The organism is Defluviicoccus vanus, from assembly GCF_014672695.1.
GTDB classification, from domain to species: domain Bacteria; phylum Pseudomonadota; class Alphaproteobacteria; order Rhodospirillales; family Defluviicoccaceae; genus Defluviicoccus; species Defluviicoccus vanus.
Genome location: NZ_CP053923.1, coordinates 3828688 through 3849384 on the forward strand (window position 1 = coordinate 3828688; position 20697 = coordinate 3849384).

15 protein-coding genes and 7 pseudogenes are annotated in these 20697 nt (G+C 64.5%); 10 read left to right on the forward strand and 12 right to left on the reverse strand.

What is annotated here, in order from left to right:
* Positions 1-177: 177 nt before the first annotated feature.
* Positions 178-468, reverse strand: a pseudogene (locus HQ394_RS17465) (transposase); the annotation flags it as partial.
* A gap of 93 nt (positions 469-561) precedes the next feature.
* Between HQ394_RS17465 and tnpA the strand changes: the two are divergent.
* The 3 genes and pseudogenes from tnpA to tnpC all read left to right on the forward strand — a co-directional run bounded on the left by tnpA (position 562) and on the right by tnpC (position 2979).
* Positions 562-945 carry an IS66-like element accessory protein TnpA gene (tnpA, locus tag HQ394_RS17470; RefSeq protein ID WP_190260387.1) on the forward strand — a complete coding sequence of 128 codons (384 nt, stop codon included), beginning with the start codon at positions 562-564 and terminating at the stop codon, positions 943-945.
* Positions 942-1295: an IS66 family insertion sequence element accessory protein TnpB gene (gene tnpB, locus HQ394_RS17475; protein WP_190260124.1), complete on the forward strand. Its 354-nt coding sequence runs from the start codon at positions 942-944 to the stop codon at positions 1293-1295. Before tnpA ends, tnpB begins: the two co-directional genes overlap by 4 nt.
* A 72-nt stretch (positions 1296-1367) precedes the next feature.
* Positions 1368-2979 (forward strand): annotated as a pseudogene (tnpC, locus tag HQ394_RS17480) (IS66 family transposase).
* Here tnpC and HQ394_RS17485 read toward each other — a convergent pair.
* Positions 2961-4115, reverse strand: a pseudogene (locus HQ394_RS17485) (IS1380 family transposase); the annotation flags it as partial. The pseudogenes tnpC and HQ394_RS17485 sit on opposite strands and share 19 nt — an antisense overlap.
* Before the next feature lie 465 nt (positions 4116-4580).
* Between HQ394_RS17485 and HQ394_RS17490 the strand changes: the two are divergent.
* Positions 4581-4817: a hypothetical protein gene (locus HQ394_RS17490; RefSeq protein WP_223291688.1), complete on the forward strand. Its 237-nt coding sequence runs from the start codon at positions 4581-4583 to the stop codon at positions 4815-4817.
* Between the two features lie 10 nt (positions 4818-4827).
* Here the strand turns inward: HQ394_RS17490 and HQ394_RS17495 are convergent, their stop codons facing one another.
* The 9 genes and pseudogenes from HQ394_RS17495 to HQ394_RS17535 all read right to left on the reverse strand — a co-directional run bounded on the left by HQ394_RS17495 (position 4828) and on the right by HQ394_RS17535 (position 16148).
* Positions 4828-5988 (reverse strand): MFS transporter, encoded by a 1161-nt coding sequence (locus tag HQ394_RS17495; protein ID WP_190261265.1) that lies wholly within the window; start codon positions 5986-5988, stop codon positions 4828-4830.
* 403 nt (positions 5989-6391) lie between these two features.
* Positions 6392-6718 (reverse strand): FtsB family cell division protein, encoded by a 327-nt coding sequence (locus HQ394_RS17500; RefSeq protein WP_190261266.1) that lies wholly within the window; start codon positions 6716-6718, stop codon positions 6392-6394.
* A 213-nt stretch (positions 6719-6931) separates the two neighbouring features.
* Positions 6932-8212 (reverse strand): phosphopyruvate hydratase, encoded by a 1281-nt coding sequence (gene eno, locus HQ394_RS17505; protein ID WP_190261267.1) that lies wholly within the window; start codon positions 8210-8212, stop codon positions 6932-6934.
* Between the two features lie 140 nt (positions 8213-8352).
* Positions 8353-9233: pseudogene (kdsA, locus tag HQ394_RS17510) on the reverse strand (3-deoxy-8-phosphooctulonate synthase).
* A 44-nt stretch (positions 9234-9277) separates the two neighbouring features.
* Complete coding sequence (locus HQ394_RS17515) at positions 9278-10903, reverse strand: CTP synthase (RefSeq protein ID WP_190261268.1); 1626 nt, start codon at positions 10901-10903, stop codon at positions 9278-9280.
* A 225-nt stretch (positions 10904-11128) separates the two neighbouring features.
* Positions 11129-11446: a preprotein translocase subunit SecG gene (gene secG / locus HQ394_RS17520; protein ID WP_190261269.1), complete on the reverse strand. Its 318-nt coding sequence runs from the start codon at positions 11444-11446 to the stop codon at positions 11129-11131.
* A 39-nt stretch (positions 11447-11485) separates the two neighbouring features.
* The gene (gene tpiA, locus HQ394_RS17525; RefSeq protein ID WP_190261270.1) at positions 11486-12241 is read right to left on the reverse strand and encodes a triose-phosphate isomerase; all 756 of its coding nucleotides are present in this window, start codon (positions 12239-12241) and stop codon (positions 11486-11488) included.
* A gap of 97 nt (positions 12242-12338) precedes the next feature.
* Complete coding sequence (glgB, locus tag HQ394_RS17530) at positions 12339-14540, reverse strand: 1,4-alpha-glucan branching protein GlgB (RefSeq protein ID WP_190261271.1); 2202 nt, start codon at positions 14538-14540, stop codon at positions 12339-12341.
* A 423-nt stretch (positions 14541-14963) separates the two neighbouring features.
* Complete coding sequence (locus tag HQ394_RS17535) at positions 14964-16148, reverse strand: DEAD/DEAH box helicase (protein WP_190261272.1); 1185 nt, start codon at positions 16146-16148, stop codon at positions 14964-14966.
* Positions 16149-16613: 465 nt separating this feature from the next.
* On the opposite strand from HQ394_RS17535, the gene HQ394_RS17540 reads away from it, so the two are divergent.
* The 5 genes and pseudogenes from HQ394_RS17540 to HQ394_RS21340 form a co-directional block, all read left to right on the forward strand.
* On the forward strand, positions 16614-16820 hold the full coding sequence (locus HQ394_RS17540) for a cold-shock protein (RefSeq protein WP_190261273.1): 207 nt from the start codon (positions 16614-16616) through the stop codon (positions 16818-16820).
* Between the two features lie 203 nt (positions 16821-17023).
* The gene (locus HQ394_RS17545; protein ID WP_190261274.1) at positions 17024-17296 is read left to right on the forward strand and encodes a hypothetical protein; all 273 of its coding nucleotides are present in this window, start codon (positions 17024-17026) and stop codon (positions 17294-17296) included.
* Positions 17277-17471 (forward strand): hypothetical protein, encoded by a 195-nt coding sequence (locus HQ394_RS17550; protein WP_456151455.1) that lies wholly within the window; start codon positions 17277-17279, stop codon positions 17469-17471. The genes HQ394_RS17545 and HQ394_RS17550 overlap by 20 nt, the downstream gene beginning before the upstream one ends.
* Before the next feature lie 110 nt (positions 17472-17581).
* A complete protein-coding gene (locus HQ394_RS17555; protein WP_190261276.1) occupies positions 17582-18358 on the forward strand; it encodes a peptidase in 777 nt (258 codons plus the stop codon).
* Between the two features lie 57 nt (positions 18359-18415).
* A pseudogene (locus HQ394_RS21340) lies at positions 18416-19030 on the forward strand (transglutaminase-like domain-containing protein); the annotation flags it as partial.
* A gap of 288 nt (positions 19031-19318) precedes the next feature.
* Here HQ394_RS21340 and HQ394_RS21345 read toward each other — a convergent pair.
* Positions 19319-19963: pseudogene (locus HQ394_RS21345) on the reverse strand (N-formylglutamate amidohydrolase); the annotation flags it as partial.
* Between the two features lie 326 nt (positions 19964-20289).
* Between HQ394_RS21345 and HQ394_RS21350 the strand changes: the two are divergent.
* Positions 20290-20646 (forward strand): annotated as a pseudogene (locus HQ394_RS21350) (carboxymuconolactone decarboxylase family protein); the annotation flags it as partial.
* Between the last annotated feature and the right edge of the window lie 51 nt (positions 20647-20697).

Below are 20697 nucleotides of genomic sequence, written 5' to 3' on the forward strand. Positions count from 1 at the left end.
CATAGGATATCAGCCCGTCTTATTCATGACGCCGGCTGGGAGGTTGAGATTTTGGGCGACGCTGACTGATGGGACGAGCGTGGGCTTTCGGGTTTTCCCGGCTTGGTCGGATTGGATTTGATGGTGGTGTGGATGGTTTCCGGGAGGGGTTCGGCGGGGCGTCTCTGGCCCCAGTGCTCAGGGTCCGGCGAGGGCGGTGGCGAGGTGGCGGATCAGCGCCGCGTCCGGGCAGGCGGCGGCGAAGGCGAGGCGGACGCGGCATGCGGTCTCGATGACGCGGGCGCCGAGCTTCAGCAGTCGCAGTCGGAGGGTGGCGAACTCGGCGACCGCCAGGGCGTGCGTTTTCGGGATGGCGTCGCGCAACTCGAGGATGAGCCAGTAGGCAGCGGTATGCAGCAACAGTCGTACTTGGTTTGCCAGCGGCGAGCGGCAACTGGTGCGGTCCGAGGCGAGCTGGCTCTTGGTAAGCGGAGCTCTGACCCCACGTTGCGGCCGGTGATTGCTCGCGGATGATGGCGGCTCCCAGGACGGAGGCGCCGCGTGGATCGTTTGCCAAGTAAGGTGCCAATTAATTGGCAAAGCGCCCGTCAGGGCGAGGTACTGCCGTGGGGTGAGCGGCGGCGGCGGTGGAGCTGGGAGGAGAAGGCGCGGATCGTCGCCGAAAGTTTCGCCCCCGACGCCGTGGCGAGCGCGGTCGCCCGCCGGCACGGGCTGCACCGCAACCAGCTGTATGCCTGGCGGAAGGAGTTGCGCCAGGCGGCGGACGCGGCGACGGCGGACGCGGTACCGCTCGACTTCGTGCCGGTAGTGGTGAGCGAGGGGCGTTGTCCAGCCGGCAGTCCGGCGATCGAGATCGAGCTTGCCGGTGCTCGGGTGCGGGTGTCGCCGGGCGCCGATCCGGTGCTCCTGGCGGACGTGCTCCGGACGCTGAAGGCGCTCGGATGATCGTCCCGCCTTCAGGCGTCCGGGTGCTGGTGGCGACGCGGCCGGTCGACTTCCGCTGCGGCGCCGACCGACTCGCTTCGATCGTGCAGACGGCGCTGGGGCACGACCCCTTCTCCGGGACAATTTACGTCTTCCGTTGCAAACGATCGGACAGGCTGAAACTGCTCGTCTGGGACGGCAGCGGCTTGGTGATGGTGTGGAAACGGCTGGAGGCAGGCGTCTTTCGCTGGCCGCCGGTGACCGGGGGCGTGATGCGGCTGTCGGCGGCGCAGCTGGCGGCGCTGTTGGATGGCCTCGACTGGTCGCGGATGCACGCGCCGCGTCTCGGTCGACCGAAGAAGGCACAATAGGCTGTGCCGGCCTGCCGGGGAAGCCACAAGAACTCTGGTAAGCGTCTGGCATCGTGCTTAGAATCGCCGCTCATGACCGACCTCGACGCGATCCCCGACGATCCTTCCGCGCTGCGCGCCGCGCTGCTGGCGATGCGGGCCGAGCTCGCCGCCGAGCGGGCCCTGCGCCGCGGGCTGGAGGACCGGAACGAGCGGCTGCAGCACTTCATCCGCCAGCTGCAGCGGATGCAGTTCGGAAGGCGGTCGGAGGCGCTCGACCCCGACCAGCTGAACCTGGCGCTTGAAGACCTCGAGCAGGCGGTGGCGGAAGCCGACGCCGAGGCGGAGAAGGCCGATCCGCCGCGACGCGAGGCCCGCGCCCGCGAGCGGCGGCAGAACCGCGGCACCCTGCCCGGACATCTGCCGCGGATCGAGGTGGTGATCGAGCCGCCGACGACCATCTGCCCGTGCTGCTCCGGTGCGATGCACATCATCGGCGAGGACCGCTCCGAACGCCTCGACGTGATCCCGATGCGCTGGCAGGTGATCGTCACCCGCCGGCCGAAGTACGGCTGCCGCGCCTGCGGGAGTGCTGTGGTGCAGGCGCCGGCGCCGCCGCGGCTGATCGAGGGCGGCCTGCCCACCGAACGGCTGGTGGCGCACGTGCTGGTGGCGAAATATGCCGACCATGCGCCGCTCTACCGCCAGGCACAGATGCTCGCCCGGCAGGGTATCGCCCTCGACCGCTCGACGCTGGCCTCCTGGGTCGGCACCGCGGCGGCCGAGTTGAAGCCGCTGTGGCGGCTGCTGCGCGACGATCTGCTCGGCTCGGCGAAGCTGTTCGTCGACGAGACGCCGGCACCGGTGCTCGATCCCGGCCGCGGCCGGACGAAGACCGGCTGGTTCTGGGCGATCGCCCGCGACGACCGGCCGTGGGGCGGCGCCGATCCGCCGGCGGTGGTGTTCACCTACGCACCCGGCCGCGGCCACGCGCACGCGGCCACGCTGCTGAAGGACTTCCGCGGCATCCTGCAGACCGACGCCTATGCCGCCTACAAGGCGGTGGCCGGGGCTGCGGGCGACGAAGCGGCTGCCGGCTCCGCCGACGGCGGCGTCCTCCTCGCCCACTGCTGGGCACACTGCCGCCGGCGATTCTACGAGGTCGCACAGAAGCGGCCGGCGCCGATCGCCCATGAGGCGCTGCGGCGGATCGCCGCGCTGTACGAAGATCGAGGCGGAGATTCGCGGCAGGCCCGCCTGCGAACGGCGAGCCGTCCGGCAGGCGCGGACGAAGCCGCTGCTGGACGCGATGCGGCCATGGCTCGAGCAATGCCGGGCGCAGCTGTCGAAGAAGTCGCCGCTGGGCGAGGCGATCGGCTACCCGCTGAACCAGTGGGAGGGGCTGACCCTCTTCCTCGACGACGGCCGGATCGAGATCGACTCGAACGTCATCGAGCGCTCAATGAGGCCGATTGCTCTCAATCGCAAGAACGCACTCTTCGCCGGCCATGACCTGGGAGCGGAAAACTGGGCGGTGCTGGCGTCATTGATCGAGACCTGCAAGTGGCACGCGGTCAACCCGGAAGCCTGGCTCGCCGACGTGCTCGCCCGCCTCGTCTCCGGCTGGCCGAACCGCCGCCTCGCCGAGCTCACCCCCTGGGCATGGAAGGCCGAGCAGGACGCCCTCCACCGCGCCGCCGCGTGACCCATTCCGCTGCGGCCGAGGTCAAGACCGAGCACTCTGGCAAGCGAAAAGCAGGTGCGGCCGGAGCTTCGCTTACGGCTCTTGTGCATCTTGATCAGGTTTTCGGCTTGGCCGCGGGCGCAGTAGAGGACCTCGTAGACGTGCTCCGCCGAACCGGCTTCGAGACTGGTGACGACGAAGCGGATGTCGAGGCCGCGGGTCGTCGCTTCGATGCGGGCACACGCCCGGCGCTGCTGTTTCCACGACTTCGCCCGGTAACCGGTCTCGGTGAAGCCGCGCAGGCAGGGCTTCTTCTCCAGCGCCCGGCGGGTACGGATGTCGTCGGCGGCCTCGTCGACCAACCGGTCGAGCACCCTGTTGCCGGGCAGACCGAAGACGTAATCGATGCCGTTCGCCTCGCACCAATCCATCACCTCCGGGCGGCCGTAGTGGCCATCGCCGCGGATGGTGATGCGGGTGGCGGGCCAGCGACGGCGGACGTGACGGACGAGGCGGCGCAGATGGCCGCGGATCTCCTTGCCGGACGGCGTCTTGCCGGCGCGCAGGATCACCGCCACCGGCCGGCTCGTCGCCGTATCGTAGATGTGGATCGGCAGGAAGCAGCGCTCGTCGTAATGGGCGTTGAACAGCGACAGCTGTTGATGACCGTGGACGACGTCGCAAGTGTCGTCGATGTCGAGCGTCACCGCGGCGGGCGGCGCCGGATAGCTGGCGAGCCACAGATCGAGCATCACCCGGCCGAGCCGGATGACGCTGCGCAGGTCGGGGGCGTTCTCCCAGCGCGAGACGGTCGGCTGCGAGCACAGGTCCCGTCCGCTATCCGGCAACCGGCCGCAGGCGAGCTTGAACGCCGGATCGAAGCGCAGGCTGTCGAGATCGTCGGCGTCCTCCCAGCCGCAGGCGATGGCGAAGATGCGCGCCCGCAGAATGTCGGCCAACGGGTGAGTGATCCGGCTCGCGTCGCGGCCGTCCGGGATCACGGCGGCGAGCTTTGTGGAAATGCCCAGCCGGCGCTCGACTTCGGCCAGCAGCAGAACCCCGCCGTCCGAGCTGATCCGGCCGCCGTCGAAGGCGGCGGTGACCTTCTTGCGTCCGACGGCTGGAAACGAGAACGGCAGCGTCGTATCGTCGGTCATGGCGGATGTGGCCGGCCAGGATGTCGTCGAAGGGTTGGCTTCAGCAACCGAATCCTACGCCACATCAACCGCTTACGCTACATCCGCCAGTTCACTACGCCCGCCGTCGTGAATAAGACGGGTCAGTGGGAAGGGGCGTGTTGCGAGACGTTGTATCGACTACTCATTACTAATAATATATTCCTATGAATCTTTTGTCATCGCCACCAAGCATGACGACATGATGACAACGCAATGACGACATTGCCGCCCGGGATGACGACGCAAGACGACACTTGACGACAGCCTCCGCTTCCGCCCCGTCCGACTGAGCGCCCCCACCGGCGCGAACCCGGTCCGCTGCCGGCGCCCCAAGCCCTCCACCTCGCATCCCACCCTCGCGTTTGACCGCGCCGCGCATCGGTGCTACGCAGTTCGAATACGCGAAATTGTGCATATGCGAACGCTGAGGGGAGGATAACGAAGGTGAAACTGCCGAGCCAATTCTACAAGCCGCTCGCCGCTGGTGCGCCGATGCCGCTGCGTGAACTGCCGGTGCGGCCGGAACGGATGATCCATTTCTTTCCGCCGCACATTGAAAAGCTCCGCGCCCGCGCGTCGGAGATGGCGAAGCAGGTGGACGTGTTCCTCGGCAACCTTGAGGACGCCATTCCCGCCGACGCCAAGGAACCGGCACGCTCCGCCCTGCCGCTGCTCCGCTGAGGCGTGGACGTCAGCGGCGAGCGAGAATGATCGTCGCCAGCACCGCGGTGATGGCGATCAGTGTCCCGCTCAAGCCCCAGTGGGGATCGAGGGAGAGGGCCAGGCCGCCGACGATCGGTCCGCTCAAGGCACCGAGGGTGTAGCACACGGCTATCGCGCCGATGGTTGCCAGGATACCGGCTCCCGAGGTGGCCTCGTTCGCTCGCATCACCGCCAGCGTATAGAGCGCACCGGCGCCGGCGCCGAAGGCCAGCAGGACGGTAAAGCCGACGCTGCCGAAGGCGGCGGCCAGCGGTAGAACGCCCAGCCCCAGCCCCAGCATCATCAGTGCCACCGCGGCCGGACGGCGGCTGCCGAAGCGGTCGACGGCCCAGCCGAAGGGGATCTGGCCGAACAGGTTGCCAAATCCGGAGGCCGACGCCAGCGCCGCTGCCGCGCCGGCGCCGAGACCGGCGGCGACGCCGTAGAGGGGCAGGGAGGTGGCCGCGGCGCTTTCGAGCAGACCGCCGAGAAAGGCGAGGGCAACCATCGCCGGGCTGGCGCGCACGGCGCGGATCAGCGCCCAGCCGCCGGTTCGTGGCGATTCAACGCCATGAAAGCGGGACCCCAACGCCCCGAGCAAACCGAGGAGTCCCAGCACCGCGGCGATGCTGAAGCCGATGGCCACGTCGCCGCCGGTCAATGCCACGATCGCCGGGCCGATGCCGATCGCTGAGGAGCGGATCGTTTCATGCACCGAAAGGATACGGCCGCGGTAGGGACCGTCGGCCATCCGGTTGATGGTGCCATCACCGATGATCCAGCGGATGACACTCGACGTGCCAACGAGCATCGCCGCCAGGCCCCAGAAAAGCGGAGACTGGCTGCCGGCGAGAGAAACCAACAGCATGGACGTCGCCACCAGGAGCAGGCTGGCGAGATGAAACAGCGGCGCCGCACCGGCAATCCGCACCAGGGTGGGCAGAATCGGTGTCAGCGCGATCACCGCCGCCGCCGGCAAGGCGGTGACGAGGCCAATGGTCAGCGGCGAGTGGCCGGCAGAGGCAAGCCCGAGAGTGATCAAGGGCAGGCTCATCCACACTGCCGTTTCGGTGAGCGCGATCGATGCCGAAATGCGGCCAAGAGCAGTCCACTCCCGGCGCGTCGGCGGGACGCAAACAAGCGTCGTCATGATAAGTACTCGAAGTATGATTTTCTGGTCCGGGCGACTGCCGGCGCCATCTACCTGGCGGAAGGGCGCAGGATCAGCGTCGCGACGAAAGGTGTGGTCGAGCGTCGGCCGCTACCGCCCGCCGGATACCTCACGTACCAGATCGAGGAGGCGGATGATCAGCGGGTCCTTCGGGCTCGACGTGCGTGTCAGCATGCCCATGGGGAAATCTCGAAGCTTTCTTTTTCTACACTGTAGAACACGATACTCTACAGCGTAGAAAAGTCAAGCGAAGACCCTGTGCCGGATTCCACGGCACGGCGGCAGGGTGTCAGCTGTAGGCGTTTCGCCGACCAAAGTTTCGTCGGCACCGAATTTGGCAGCGGCGACGGCCAGCGGATGCCGCTGAGTTCGGCAGTGGTGGCTATTTCTGGTGATTGGCTTCGAGGGTAATCACCGCTTCGTCGGGCTGGCCGAAGTTGAGCGCACGGCGCGATGCCTCGTCGAGCATGTCACGGTCGACACCCGAGGGACTGAGAAGATGGACGCGGCGTTCCAGGACCTCGCGTTCACTTTGGATCGAGGCCACTTCCGCCTGCGCTGCCGCCACCTCCGCCTGCAATCGCCGCCAGGCGACCAACCCCCGCTCGCCACTGACGGTGTGGAAGGCGAAGTAGCACACGGCACAAATCCCAAAGGCAGGCCCGACCACATGGCGGGCGCGCAGCCGAAACTCATCGAAGAAGCCCATCCAGCGCACACCCCATTCTGACCAGCCTGATATGTGGTTGTGCCACCGATCGCCATTGTGATCCAGCATCGGTCAGCGGGCGGCGCGCATTCGCGGTTGTGACTGCTGGCGGCCGGTGTCCATTCCGCCCCGGCGACGGCTAACGTTCTGCTGTAGAAATAGAAAAAAGGGCGGAGAGGCTCCGCCCTTCTCGTCTTGGCGCCAGGAGAGCGCTTAGAGGCGGCGCAACGCGCGGCGGCCGGCATACTCGGCTGCCGTGCCCAGTTCCTGCTCGATTCGGATCAGCTGGTTGTACTTGGCAATGCGGTCGGAGCGGCTGAGCGAGCCGGTCTTGATCTGGCCGGCGTTGGTGGCAACCGCGATATCGGCGATCGTCGAGTCCTCGGTCTCACCGGAGCGGTGGGAGATCACCGCCGTATAGCCGGCCTTGTGTGCCATCTCGACCGCCGACAGCGTCTCGGTCAGCGAGCCGATCTGGTTGACCTTGACCAGGATCGAGTTGGCGATGCCCTTGGAGATGCCTTCCGACAGGCGGGTGACGTTGGTGACGAACAGGTCGTCGCCGACGAGCTGGCATTTGCTGCCCAACACCTCGGTCAGGATCTTCCAGCCTTCCCAGTCGTCTTCGGCCATGCCGTCCTCGATGGTGACAATCGGATAGCGGCTGACGAGGTCGGCGAGATACTTGGCATTCGCTGCCGAATCCAGTTCCTTGCCCTCGCCGGCGAGGATGTATTTGCCGTTCTTGTAGTATTCGGTGGAAGCGCAGTCGAGGCCGAGGTAGACGTCTTCACCCGGCTTATATCCGGCCTTCTCGATCGCCTTGGAGATGAAGCTGAGTGCTTCGTCGGCGCTCTGCAGGTTGGGAGCGAAGCCGCCCTCGTCACCGACGTTGGTGTTGTGGCCGGCGTTCTTCAGCTCTTTCTTCAGCGAGTGAAAGACCTCCGCACCCATGCGGATCGCCTCGGCGCAGGTGGCTGCGCCCACCGGCAGGATCATGAACTCCTGGAAGTCGATCGGGTTGTCGGCATGGGCGCCGCCGTTGACGATGTTCATCATCGGCACCGGCAGGACGCGGGCAAGCGCACCGCCAATGTAGCGATAGAGGGGCAGGTCGGCTTCTTGCGCCGCTGCCTTGGCGATCGCCATGCTGACGCCGAGGATGGCGTTGGCGCCGAGGCGGCCCTTGTTGGCGGTGCCGTCCAGGTCGAGCATCACCTGGTCGAGGTAGACCTGATCGGTGGCATCGAGGCCGCTGATCGCATCGGCGATTTCACCGTTGACGGCGGCGACCGCCTTGGTGACGCCTTTGCCGAGGTACCGCTTGGCATCGCCATCGCGCAGTTCCACCGCTTCGTGCGCACCCGTCGACGCGCCTGAGGGAACTGCAGCGCGACCAAACGCGCCGCTCTCCAGGATGACGTCCACTTCGACGGTCGGATTGCCGCGACTGTCGAGAATTTCCCGTCCCTTGACTTCTTCGATTGAACTCATAGAGGATACCCTCCCTTTTCCAAAGACTTGGTTGGCCAATACAGGCTTTCGTCGAGCGCCTCGACAGCCGTTACCTCGCGATTAATTGGTTGTTCGTGGTAGGCTCGACATCCGTTTCCCGATCTTGATCGCCTCGCACTTCAGGACAGCGGTGGCAGTGGGTTTGCCTTCGACCAGCGATCGAGTTCTTGCAGGGTAGACAACAGGTCCGGGAGGTCCCGCATCGGGATCATGTTGGGGCCATCGCTCGGCGCGTGATCCGGATCGGGATGGGTTTCGATGAACACGGCGGGGCGACGCCGACGGCGATCGCAGCGCGCGCCAGCACCGGCGCGAACTCGCGTTGGCCACCGGACGTGGTGCCACGCCCGCCCGGCTGCTGCACCGAGTGGGTGGCATCGAACACCACCGGATAGCCGCTGCGCGCCAGGATCGGCAGCGAGCGCATGTCGGAGACGAGGGTGTTGTAGCCGAAACTCACGCCGCGCTCGCAGATCATGATCGCATCGTTGCCCGCCTGATGCAGCTTGGCGACCACGTTGTCCATGTCCCAGGGGGCGAGAAACTGGCCCTTCTTGACGTTTACCGCCTTGCCGGTGAGCGCGGCGGCAATCAGCAGATCGGTCTGCCGGCAGAGAAAGGCCGGGATTTGCAGGACGTCGACTGCTTCGGCCACCTTGGCGCAGTGGCCCGGCTCGTGGACGTCGGTCAGCACCGGGAGATTAAACCGGCTGCGGATCTCGGCGAAGATTGGCAGCGCCGCGTCCATGCCGATGCCGCGGGCGCCCGCAAGGCTGGTACGGTTTGCCTTGTCGAAGGAGGACTTGTAAATCAGCCCCAGACCGAGCGAGCGGGCCATGCCGGCCAGCGCGTCCGCCGTTTCCAGCGCATGCTCGCGGCTCTCCATCACGCAAGGGCCGGCAATCACCGTAAGCGGCAGGTCGTTGCCGACGCTGAGGCCACCGATGGCGACGTGGCGAGGGGTGTTCACCGGACAATCTCCCAAGGTAATAGCGGGCATTGCGGATAGCGAATAGCCGGGTCTGCCGCGACGCGCAACCTCGTCTATACCAAACGCGATTGATCGATCGCCGCTCGGATGAAGGATGCGAACAATGGATGCGGTTCGAAGGGGCGCGATCGCAGCTCCGGATGGAACTGAACACCAACAAACCAGGGATGGGAGGGAATTTCGACGATCTCCGGCAACAGGCCATCGGGTGACATGCCGGAGAACATCAGACCGCAACGCTCCAGGGTTCCCAGATAGTTGTTGTTGACCTCATAGCGGTGGCGGTGGCGTTCGCTGATCCGGTCGCGACCGAAGATCGCCTGGGCGCGGCTGTCTGCCCGCAGCACACACTCGTAGGCGCCGAGCCGCATCGTCCCGCCGAGATCATCGCCCGAGCGGCGTTCCTCGCGGTAATTGCCACGCATCCACTCGGTCATCATGCCGATCACCGGGGCGGCGCAGGGGCCAAACTCGGTCGATCCGGCGTCGGGAATGCCGGCGAGATTGCGTGCCGCCTCGACGACGGCCATCTGCATGCCAAAGCAGATGCCGAAATAGGGCACCTTGCGTTCACGGGCAAAGCGCGCTGCGGCCACCTTGCCCTGCGCGCCGCGCTCGCCGAAGCCGCCGGGAACGAGAATGCCGTGCACGTTTTCCAGCACCGGCGCAATTTCGCTGCCTTCGAACACCTGGGAATCGATCCATTGGACGTGCACGCGCACGTTGTTGGCAATCCCGCCATGCATCAGCGCTTCGCCCAGCGATTTATAGGCGTCGGGCAGGCCGGTGTATTTGCCGACGACGGCAATGGTCACTTCGCCTTCAGGACGGGTTGCCCGGACAACGATATCGTGCCAGCGGCTCAGATCCGGCTCGGCGGCCTTGATCCCAAAATGCCGGCAGACCTCCTCGTCGAGGCCTTGCTCATGGTAGCTGATGGGGACGCCGTAGATACTGTCGACATCGAGCGCCGAAATCACCGCCTGCGCGCGAACGTTGCAGAACAACGAGATCTTGCGCTTCTCGCCCTCCGGGATCGGCCGGTCCGCGCGGCACAAAAGGATGTCTGGCTGGATGCCGACGCTTAGCAGTTCCTTCACCGAGTGCTGCGTCGGCTTGGTCTTGAGTTCGCCCGCTGCCGGCAGGTAGGGGATGAGGGTGACGTGCAGGTACATCACCCGGTCGCGCCCCAGATCATTGCCCATCTGGCGGATCGCTTCGAGGAACGGCAGACTCTCGATGTCGCCCACCGTGCCGCCGATTTCGCACAGCACGAAATCCTCGTCCGTCAGGTCGTCCTGGATGAAAGCCTTGATCGCATCGGTGATGTGGGGGATCACCTGGATCGTCGCCCCCAGGTAGTCGCCGTGCCGCTCGCGGGCGATCACCTGCGAGTAGATGCGCCCGGTGGTGACGCTGTCGCTGCGCCGCGACGGCACGCCAGTAAACCGCTCGTAGTGGCCGAGGTCGAGATCGGTCTCGGCGCCGTCATCAGTGACGAAGACCTCCCCATGCTGATAGGGGCTCATCGTCCCGGGATCGACGTTGATGTAGGGGTCGAGCTTGCGCAGGCGGACGCGAAAACCCCGGGCCTGCAGCAGCGCGCCCAGCGCGGCGGTGGCGAGCCCTTTGCCCAGTGAAGAAACGACACCGCCGGTAATGAAAACGAAGCGCGTCATTGCACGTGATCCGGCATGTACGGCTGTGGTTGATGGCCGTCGGTTACGGTGCGGGTGGGTTCAGGACTAATGATCAGGAGGGTCACCCCTTCCTGGTGTGGAGTTGTACCATAATGCCGCAACCGGTCACGAGAACCCTTTCGGTCGCTCTCCATCCGGGCGATCCAGGTGCCGCAACGAACGCTAGCGCCGCTCGCTCACGCGCTGAGCTTGCCTGTGCGGCGGTCACCGCGCGATCGGTGCTGCCGGCGCCTGCGGCGCCGCTTCGGGCTCGGGGAGCGGCGCCGGCTGCTCAATGGTCAGGGCCGGCGTTGTCCGCTGGATCGTCGCAAGTTTACCCAGCGAGAGGCTGGTAATGATAAACGCCGCCGCCAGGATAGCAGTTGCCCGCGTCAATAGGTTTGCGGTCGCCCGCCCGGCGAGAAAGCCGCTCGTGCCACCACCGCCCATACCCAACGCTCCACCTTCGCTTCGTTGCAGGAGCACCATGCAGACGAGGGCGATGGCGATGAGTATATGAACGGCAAGAAGGAAAGCAACCATACGGCGTTTATCCTGTGGAGGTAATGGTGTGGGCGCGGCCTAGCTGGGGCTTCCCTCGGCCACGGTCCAGAAGTCATCGGCCTTGAGCGACGCACCGCCGATCAGGCCGCCATCAATATCCGGCAGTGCCAGCAGTGTCGCGGCATTCTGCGCATTCATCGAACCGCCGTAGAGGATGCGCATCTCGGTCAGCGAACTGGAACGACCGGTCAACTCACTGCGGATCATCGCGTGCACTTCTTGCGCCTGCTCCGGTGTTGCGGTGCGACCGGTGCCGATCGCCCATACCGGCTCGTAGGCGATGACGGTGTTGTCGGCCGTCCCACCCTCGGGCAGCGAACCATGCAACTGGCTGCGGTTCACTTCCAGCGTCTTGCCGGCGTCGCGTTCATCCAGCGTTTCGCCGATGCAGACAATGACCTTGAGGCCGGCCGCCAGCGCCGCTTCCGCCTTGGCCTTGACGATGGCATCGGTCTCGCCATGGTTGGTGCGCCGCTCGGNGTGACCGACAATCACGTAGCTGCAGCCCAGATCCTTCAGCATTACCGCGCTGGTATCGCCGGTATGAGCACCCTTTGGCTGCATGTGGCAGTCCTGGCCGCCAACGGCAATGCCGCTGCTACCGACTGCGGCGATCGTCGATGCGATCAGCGTAAACGGCGGGCAAACCAGCATATCAAAGCGGGCGCCGGGTGCCGCTGCCATCTTCGAAGCCAGTGCCGAGGCCAGAGCCTGACCATCGGCCTTCAGGCCGTTCATCTTCCAGTTTCCCGCGATCAGTTTGCGGCGTGCCATCGCTCCCTGCCCCTTAGTTCCGGTGGTTTGATATATTCGCGCTTCTTAGCACAGCGATTCCGGCACACCAAGAGGCACGGCGCCGCGGCCACCAACCTCACTTGCGTGGAACGAAGATGAGCGTCGCCAGCGGCGGCAGTGTCATGTCGAGCGAAAACGGTCTGCCGTGGCAGGCAATCGCATCGGCGACGATTAAACCGGCGTTGCCGACGTTGCTGCCGCCGTAGATCGCCGCATCCGTGTTCAGGCGTTCGGCATAGCCGCCATGCTGAGGGACGCCGACCCGGTAATGCTCGCGGACTGCCGGTGTCAGATTGCAGACAACGACGGCGATATCACTTGGATCACGGCCCTTGCGGAGAAAGCAGATGATGCTCTTCTCCCAGTCGGTGCAGTCGATCCATTCGAAGCCGGCCGGCTCGCAATCCAGCTGATGCAGTGCCGTCACCTCGGCATAGAGGTGGTTGAGATCGCGCACCAAGCGCTGGGTGCCGGCATGCAGCGGGTCCTCGAGCAGGTGCCAGTCGAGGCTGGCGTTGTGGTTCCACTCTGCCTCCTGGGCGAACTCGCAACCCATGAACAGCAGCTTCTTGCCGGGATGCCCGTACATGAAGGCGAGGTAAGTCCGCAGGTTGGCAAACTTCTGCCAGCGGTCGCCCGGCATCCGCGCCAGCAGCGAACCCTTGCCGTGCACCACTTCATCGTGGCTGATTGGCAGGACGAAGTTTTCGGCGAACGCATAGGTGAGACTGTGCGTCAGCTGGTCGTGATGATACTTGCGGTAGATTGGATCGCGGCTGATGTACGACAGGCTGTCATTCATCCAGCCCATGTTCCACTTGTAGCCGAAGCCGAGGCCGCCGAGGTAGACCGGCCGCGAGACCATCGGCCAAGAGGTCGACTCCTCGGCGATCGTCGACACACTCGGAAATTGGCCATAGAGGTGCTCGTTGACCCGGCGCAGGAAGGCGATCGCCTCCAGGTTCTCGTTCCCGCCGTAACGGTTGGGAATCCACTCGCCCGGCTGGCGGCTGTAGTCGAGGTAGAGCATCGAGGCGACGGCATCCACCCGCAAACCGTCCAGGTGGTACTCCTCCAGCCAGAACAGGGCGTTGTTGAGCAGGAAGTCGGCCACCTCGTTGCGGCCGTAGTTGTAGATTAATGTGCCCCAGTCGGTGTGGCTGCCCTGGCGTGGGTCGGCGTGCTCGTAGAGCGCCGTGCCATCGAACCAGCCGAGACCCTGCGGGTCGCGGGGGAAATGGCCCGGAACCCAGTCGTTGATGATGCCGATGCCGGCCTCGTGGCAGCGGTCGACGAAGTTGCGAAACTCGTCCGGCCGGCCGAAGCGGCTGGTGGGGGCGAAGAGGCCGAGCGGCTGATAGCCCCATGAGCCGTCGAAGGGGTGCTCGGAGATCGGCAACACCTCGATGTGGGTGAACCCCATCTCCTTGACATAGGGGACCAGCGTATTCGCGAGCTCCCAGTAGGTGAGGTGACGGCGATCTCCCTCGACGCTGCGTCGCCACGATCCCAGGTGCACTTCGTAGATGGCGACCGGAACGTCGGTGCGGATTTTGCTGCCTCTTTCCTCCATCCACGAGCGGTCGCTCCAGCGGTAGCGGCCGAGGTCGTAGACGATGCCCGCGGTGCCCGGCGCCTGTTCGCAGAAGAAGGCGAACGGATCCACCTTCAGCGCCATCAGTTTGCCGTCCTTGGCCAGGATCTCGTACTTGTAGAGAATCCCCTCGGCCAAACCCGGCACAAAGATTTCCCAGACACCGCATTCGGCGCGCAAGCGCATCGGATGCCGTCGGCCGTCCCAGTCATTGAAGTCGCCGACGACGCTGACGCGGTNGGCGTTCGGTGCCCAGACGGCGAATCCCACGCCGTCGACGCCTTCCATCCGCATCGGCCGCGCGCCTAGCTTTTCGTCGAGGCGGAGGTGTTTGCCCTCGGCGATCAGGTAGACGTCCATCTCGCCCAGGATCGGCGGGAACCGGTAGGCATCGTCGATGGTCCACTCCGTTTCCTGCGTGCTCACCCGCAGGCGATAAGCAAATCGCCCTCCTGGACGGCGGATGCGGCCTTCGAACACGCCATCGGGGTGGATGCGGGCCAAGTCTCCCACCGCCAGGTCGGTTGTCGCGTCGAGGACACTGACCCGCTCGGCGCCGGGAACAAAGGCACGCACAACAACACCACCGCTCCCGTCCTCGTGCATGCCGAGGTACGAGAACGGATCACTGTGAGCGCCAGCTAGGATGCGACGGACGTTATCCTCGACGGGTTTGCGAGCCATGCAGCGGCTTCCTTCCGTTCAGCACCGAGCGCGGGAAGACCGGCCCGGCAGGATTTACTCCTTGTTATCTTCGTTATCTTGGTTCTGCTCGGCGGGAGTGTCGGCGGCGTCGGATGGGGTGGCGTCCTCATCCTGTCCTCGCTTCGACGACCGCTCTTGCTTTACCTTCAATCGCTCGGCTTTTTCGCCGCCTTGACGCGGTCCTTTTCCATGCGATCGAAACGATAGTTGGGTTTCCGAGCCATGCGCTCTCTACCTCCTGACGGTGCACGGAGCACCTGCTGCCTGTGTAACGACACCGCCGCCAGCGGCTGGCGAGGCGTCACAACCTCAGATGTTACGCCGCTGCCCGCCGTCGCCGCGACCCGCTGCGCGCTCTGGCTGGCCGCTTGCGGCCGGCGGTCGCCGCCGTCGAGATGGGGATCACCGCGGCGGCAACCGCCGGGGTGGCCGGTGCCGCTGCGGCACCGGCACGTATGCCGGCAGGCGCGGCGTGTCGGCGACGGTGATCTTGCGGCGGATAAGTCGCTCGATATCGCGCAGGTAAGACCGCTCCGTGGCATCGCAGAACAGGAACGCCGCCCCCGAGGCGCCGGCGCGCGCGGTGCGACCGATGCGGTGGACGTAGGTCTCGGGCGTGTTCGGGACGTCATAGTTGATGATGTGCGACACTGCCCGGACGTCAATGCCGCGGGCGGCGATATCGGTGGCGACGAGGACGCGGGAACGACCGCTGCGGAAATCCTCCAGCGCCGCCTGCCGGGCAGTCTGCGACTTGTTGCCATGGATGGCGGCCGCGGCAACGCCACTGGTCACCAGTTGGTCGGTCACCCGATTCGCACCATGCTTGGTCCGGGTGAAGACGATGACCCGGGACATGGCTGCATCCTGCAGCAGCGAGCCGAGCAGTCGCCGCTTGTCCGCCGTCGTCACGTGGAAGACGCACTGGTCGACGAGTTCGATCGCCGTTCCGGCCGGCGCCACTTCGACGCGCTCCGGATTGCGCAACATGCTGGCGGCGAGCCGGGCGATCTCCTCCGGCATCGTCGCCGAAAACAGCATGGACTGCCGCTCGGTGGGAAGCGTGGCAAGAATCCTTCGCACGTCGCCGATGAAGCCCATGTCGAGCATCCGGTCCGCCTCGTCGAGGACGAGATGGGAAACCCGGTCCATCCGCGCATGGCCCTGGCCAATGAGATCGAGCAGGCGTCCCGGTGTTGCCACGAGGATATCGACGCCAGCTTGCAGCGCTTTCACCTGGCTGCCTTGGCCGACACCACCGTAAACAACGGTTTCGCGGAGTTTCAGGTGCCTGGCATAGGTCTTGATTGCCTGCGCGATCTGCGCTGCCAATTCGCGCGTCGGCGTCAGAATCAGCGCCGCGGGGCCTCGGCCGCGCGAGCGACCGGGTGCCGCCAAATGCTGCAGGATCGGCAGAGTGAAGGCCGCCGTCTTGCCGGTTCCGGTCTGAGCGACGCCGAGCACGTCGCGACCTTCGAGCAGCAGCGGAATCGTCTGCTGCTGAATAGGGGTGGGATGTTCATAGCCTGAAGCGAGCAGCGCCCGCCGGATCGGTTCGGCGACGCCGAGGTCGAGAAATGAAAGCAATATGGAATCTCATCCAGTTATGATCACGCGACGACATTCCCTGCGGTCTCAGCCGCAAAGCAACGCGCGCAAGCGATCTTGTGAGTGCCTCGCATGTCAGAGGCGGAAGAACCTGTCGTTCTAAGCACCTGCCGGGACCGCAACTGGAGAAGTCGCGATACACGCGCCCAGCGTGCTTGTAGCCGCCTATGCAGCAGTGGTTAGGGTGGGCCGATGCGTGTCGGAAGTCAAGATCGTGATGCAGGGCGTCGCGGCGGGGCATCCCCAGCGCTTGGCCTGTGGCGGTAATCGGCGCTGCCGTGGTTGCATTCGCCGCGTATAAGGACCATTTAGGAGATATATCATGTTCTTTTCGGGCCGGCCCGTCATCACCAGCAACCCGTCGCGTTGGTTTTCGTGCTTCCCTAATCGAATGCTGATCGGGCCGGCGCTCTTGCCGGCCCTGACCCTTAGGGAATCAAACGAATGTCAGCTGGTACGGTTAAGTGGTTCAATTCGGTCAAAGGCTACGGCTTCATCCAACCGGACGACGGATCGAAGGACGTTTTCGTTCACATTTCGGCGGTCGAGCGCTCGGGCCTTGGTCATCTGGGCGAAGGGCAACGGGTGGAGTTCGACACCGAGCGCGGGCAGCAGGGCAAAACCTCGGCGGTAAACCTGCGCAGCGCGTAGTTCGCGTTGGCTCGATCGTCTGCATCAATGGCGTCCGGTAAGTGCAACATGGCTGGGTCAACACGTTTGTTGACATAGCGTCGCAATTGTTCGCCTCCGGTACACGCATCTGAGGAGCCGCATCACCAAGCGCCCGAAACTTCCCACGGTTTGTTGGGGGTGCGGGCGTAAGGGTGGGTGGCGCGTACGCTGAGGAGGAACGGATGGGCATCGCGACCAAACTGCCAATGATGAACGATACGGAACTAGCGACGCTGCACGGGAACACCAAACGTCTAAGTAACGCCGGCACGCCGGCGCAGCAATCGGCCGCCGCAGCGCTCATGCCGTCGATCACGGCAGAACTGGAGGCACGAACCAGCGCCGCTACCGCCAGAAAAGCGAAAGCGTTGGTGGAGAGGCGTGCCAGTAAAATAAAGACGGGAACAGCGGCTGCAGGCATAGCCCAGAGTGTAGGTGACAATGAAATCGCATAAATTCGCCGTTGGTCAGACAGTTCGCTATTCACCGGGTAGCAAATCCTATTCGGCGCCTGCAGACAGCTACAAGGTGGTCCGCCTGCTGCCAGCAGAAGCCAACGATTATCAATATCGCGTCAAGAGCAGCGCGGATGGTCATGAGCGCGTGGTCAAGGAAAGCCAACTGAGCTAGCAGCAGATAAATTTTAAAGTTTCATCAGTGCCATATTCTGCGTTTATTGATAACGGCGCTCGCTTTTGCGTTGTGATCGGGGCCGGTTCTGAACCCGGCAGAGTGCCACAATGACTTACTGCGTTGGCGTTATTCTCGATGCCGGCATGATTTTTGCCTCCGACTCCCGCACCCACGCGGAAGTAGACGATTTTGCCAAGTTTTGCAAAATGACGGTGTTCGAGCGCGCGGGCGACCGGGTGATCGTGCTATTAAGCTCCGGGAGTCTGGCCGGTACCCAGGCAGTCATCAGCCTGCTGAAGCAACGCGCTGACGCTGCGGGGGATGCCCTCACGCTCTGGAACGCGCAAACGATGTTCGACGTTGCCAACGTGGTGGCCGATGCGATGCGTGACATCGAGCGTCGCGACGGCAGGTACCTCGCGGACAGCGCAATTCGCTTCAACGCCTCGTTCATTGTCGGCGGCCAGATCCGCGGCGAGGCGTCGCGGCTATTTCGTATCTATGCCGAGGGCAACTTCATCGAGGCGGGGCGTGACACGCCCTTCCTGCAGACCGGCGAAACAAAATACGGCAAGCCGATCATCGATCGCGTGATCACCCCGTCGGCCTCTCTTGCCGATGCGGCGAAGTGCGTGCTGGTCTCGTTCGATTCGACCATGCGTAGCAACCTCTCGGTCGGCATGCCGATCGATCTGATCTGTTACCAGCGGGACAGCCTCAACATTTGGATGCGTCGGCGGTTCGACGAAGGGGATGCCTATTTCGCGGCACTCAGTCGCCAGTGGAGCCAAGGCGTGCGATGTGTGTTCAGCCAGTTGACCCCGTTGCAATGGCCAAGCTCAGTGGATGGGCGGCCAATTCCATCGGCAGACATCAAGGAGTGAGGCATGTACCTCCGACTCGGCTATGAACTGATTTACGACTGTCCGCAACCGACGCCGATGATCCTGACGCTGAACGTCCATTATACCCGCGTCTCCGATCTGATCGCTCCCGACCATCTACAAACCGACCCGTCTGTCCCTCTCTGCNNCGCCGCTTATCGTGACGGTTTTGGTAACTGGTGCACNCGGATCGTCGCGCCGCAGGGACGTATCCGCATCTACAGCGATGCGATCGTCCGCGACAACGGCCTGACGGATATTATTGTTCCCGACGCACTGCAGCACCAGGTGCAGGATCTGCCGGAAGAAACCCTCGTCTATTTGCTGGGTAGTCGCTATTGCGAAACAGACCGCTTGTCGGAGATCGCGTGGTCGCTGTTCGCGTCAACGCCACTCGGCTGGCCGCGGGTCCAGGCCGTTTGCGACTTCGTGCACCAGCATATCTCCTTCGGCTATCATCATGCGCGGGCGACGCGCACGGCGATGGAGGTGTACAACGAGCGGGTGGGCGTCTGTCGCGATTACGCGCATCTGGCGGTCGCCTTCTGCAGGTGCCTCAACATCCCGGCGCGCTACTGCACCGGCTATCTTGGCGATATCGGGGTGCCCCTGTCGGACGAGCCGATGGATTTCTCCGCTTGGTTCGAGGTTTTCCTCGGCGGCCACTGGTATACCTTCGATGCGCGCAACAATATNCCCCGCATCGGCAGAGTGTTGATCGCCCGCGGACGCGATGCTTCGGACGTGGCAATCAGCAGCACCTTCGGTCCGAACGTCCTCGCTGGTTTCAAGGTCTGGACCGATGAGGTCGATCCGCATCAAGCGACGAACATCGGNCTCGCTTTCCTGGTAGACGGCAGCGAGCCACGCTGCCCAGGCCGCGCAGGCTCCGGTTGTGGTCAACAGATCCTGGCGAATCTCCACCAGCACGTGCGGCAATCCCCGCTGCTCGCCGTGTACCGGCACTGTGTGGTCGTAAGCAGTTTCGACACTATAGGGCTGGTTGTGGCCGATCACGTGCTGCCCTCTCGTCTGCGCCACTTCGATCAGTCGCAGCGCCAGCCGGGAATCGGATCCGTAGGCGAATCCCACCTCCCAGGGGCGGCGCTCGCCGTTCAGCACCGGAGTGAAGCTGTGGATGCTTAGGATCAGGCTTGGCCGTCCGGCGGCGGCGCGGTGGTCGAGCACGTCGGCAATGGCGCGATGGTAAGGGGCAAACAGTTCGCTGATACGGATTTGGCGCTGACTTGCGTCGAGCCCCTGGTTGCCGGGGATGACCACACCGGCACTGCTGGCGGCAATCAACTCATTACTGCCCAATGGTCGGTTGCAGTCGATGACCAGCCGCGAATAGCCGCTCGCCACCAGCGTCGCATCGAGCAGTTGGGCGAGGCGACGGGCGACCTGCAGCGCACCTGGATCCCAGGCGATATGGCTGGCGAGGGCGGCAGCGCCGAGGCCAAGCCAGTCGAGGCGGCGCGGAATGCGGTTGGCGGCGTGATCGCAGACGACGACGGCATGGCCGGTACCATGCGGGTTGTCCACCGTCCATGCCGGCGACTCGTCGGTGGCGAGGAGTCGCGCCACCCCGGGGCTCAAGCACATGCTCCCGGCATAGCGATTGCCTTGCAAACGCCACCGCAGGTCGCGACGACGGTAAGCCTTGCGCGCGCTGGGTCGAAAGCGAATTGAGCGAATTGCATTTCCATCGCGACCACCGTACTTCACCGGTGCTCGAGACGCTATCGCCTTGGATGCTGGCGCGTGTCCAGTGCAGCCATAGGGTACAGCCCCGATCTTTCACTCTCCGGAACGTGAGTGTATCTTGCGCCTGAAACGCCTATTGTCTGCTATATGGGCGGCGTGCCGGCGATGCTGGCCTCGCGCAAACGGGCAGAGCAAGTTCTGGTGCCACAAGTGAGGTCTCGTTGATGCGTGTGCAGCCGAAACCGCTTGATCGCTATCCATGGTTTCTGCGCCCTTTTTTCTGGAACCAGCGGCGCAAATACGGTGCTGTCCTTGAGCCGGCACGCTTGTGGGGGCGCTCACCGCTGCTGTTTGCCGCCGTTGCCTTGCTTTATGGCGCGCTCGATCGGCGATCGTCGCCGCTGCCGGCGGCACTGCGCTCGCTGGTGACGGTTCGGATATCGCAGATCAACTGGTGCCGCTTTTGTGTTGATATCAACAGTGCCACCTTGCTTCGCCGCGGCGTCGCCTTGGCGAAGGTGCAGGCGCTCGCCGATTGGCGCAACAGCCCGTTGTTCGATGCACGTGAGCGGGTGGTGCTTGAATACGCTGAGCGGATGACGGATTCGACGCAAAGCGTCGATGACGCGTTG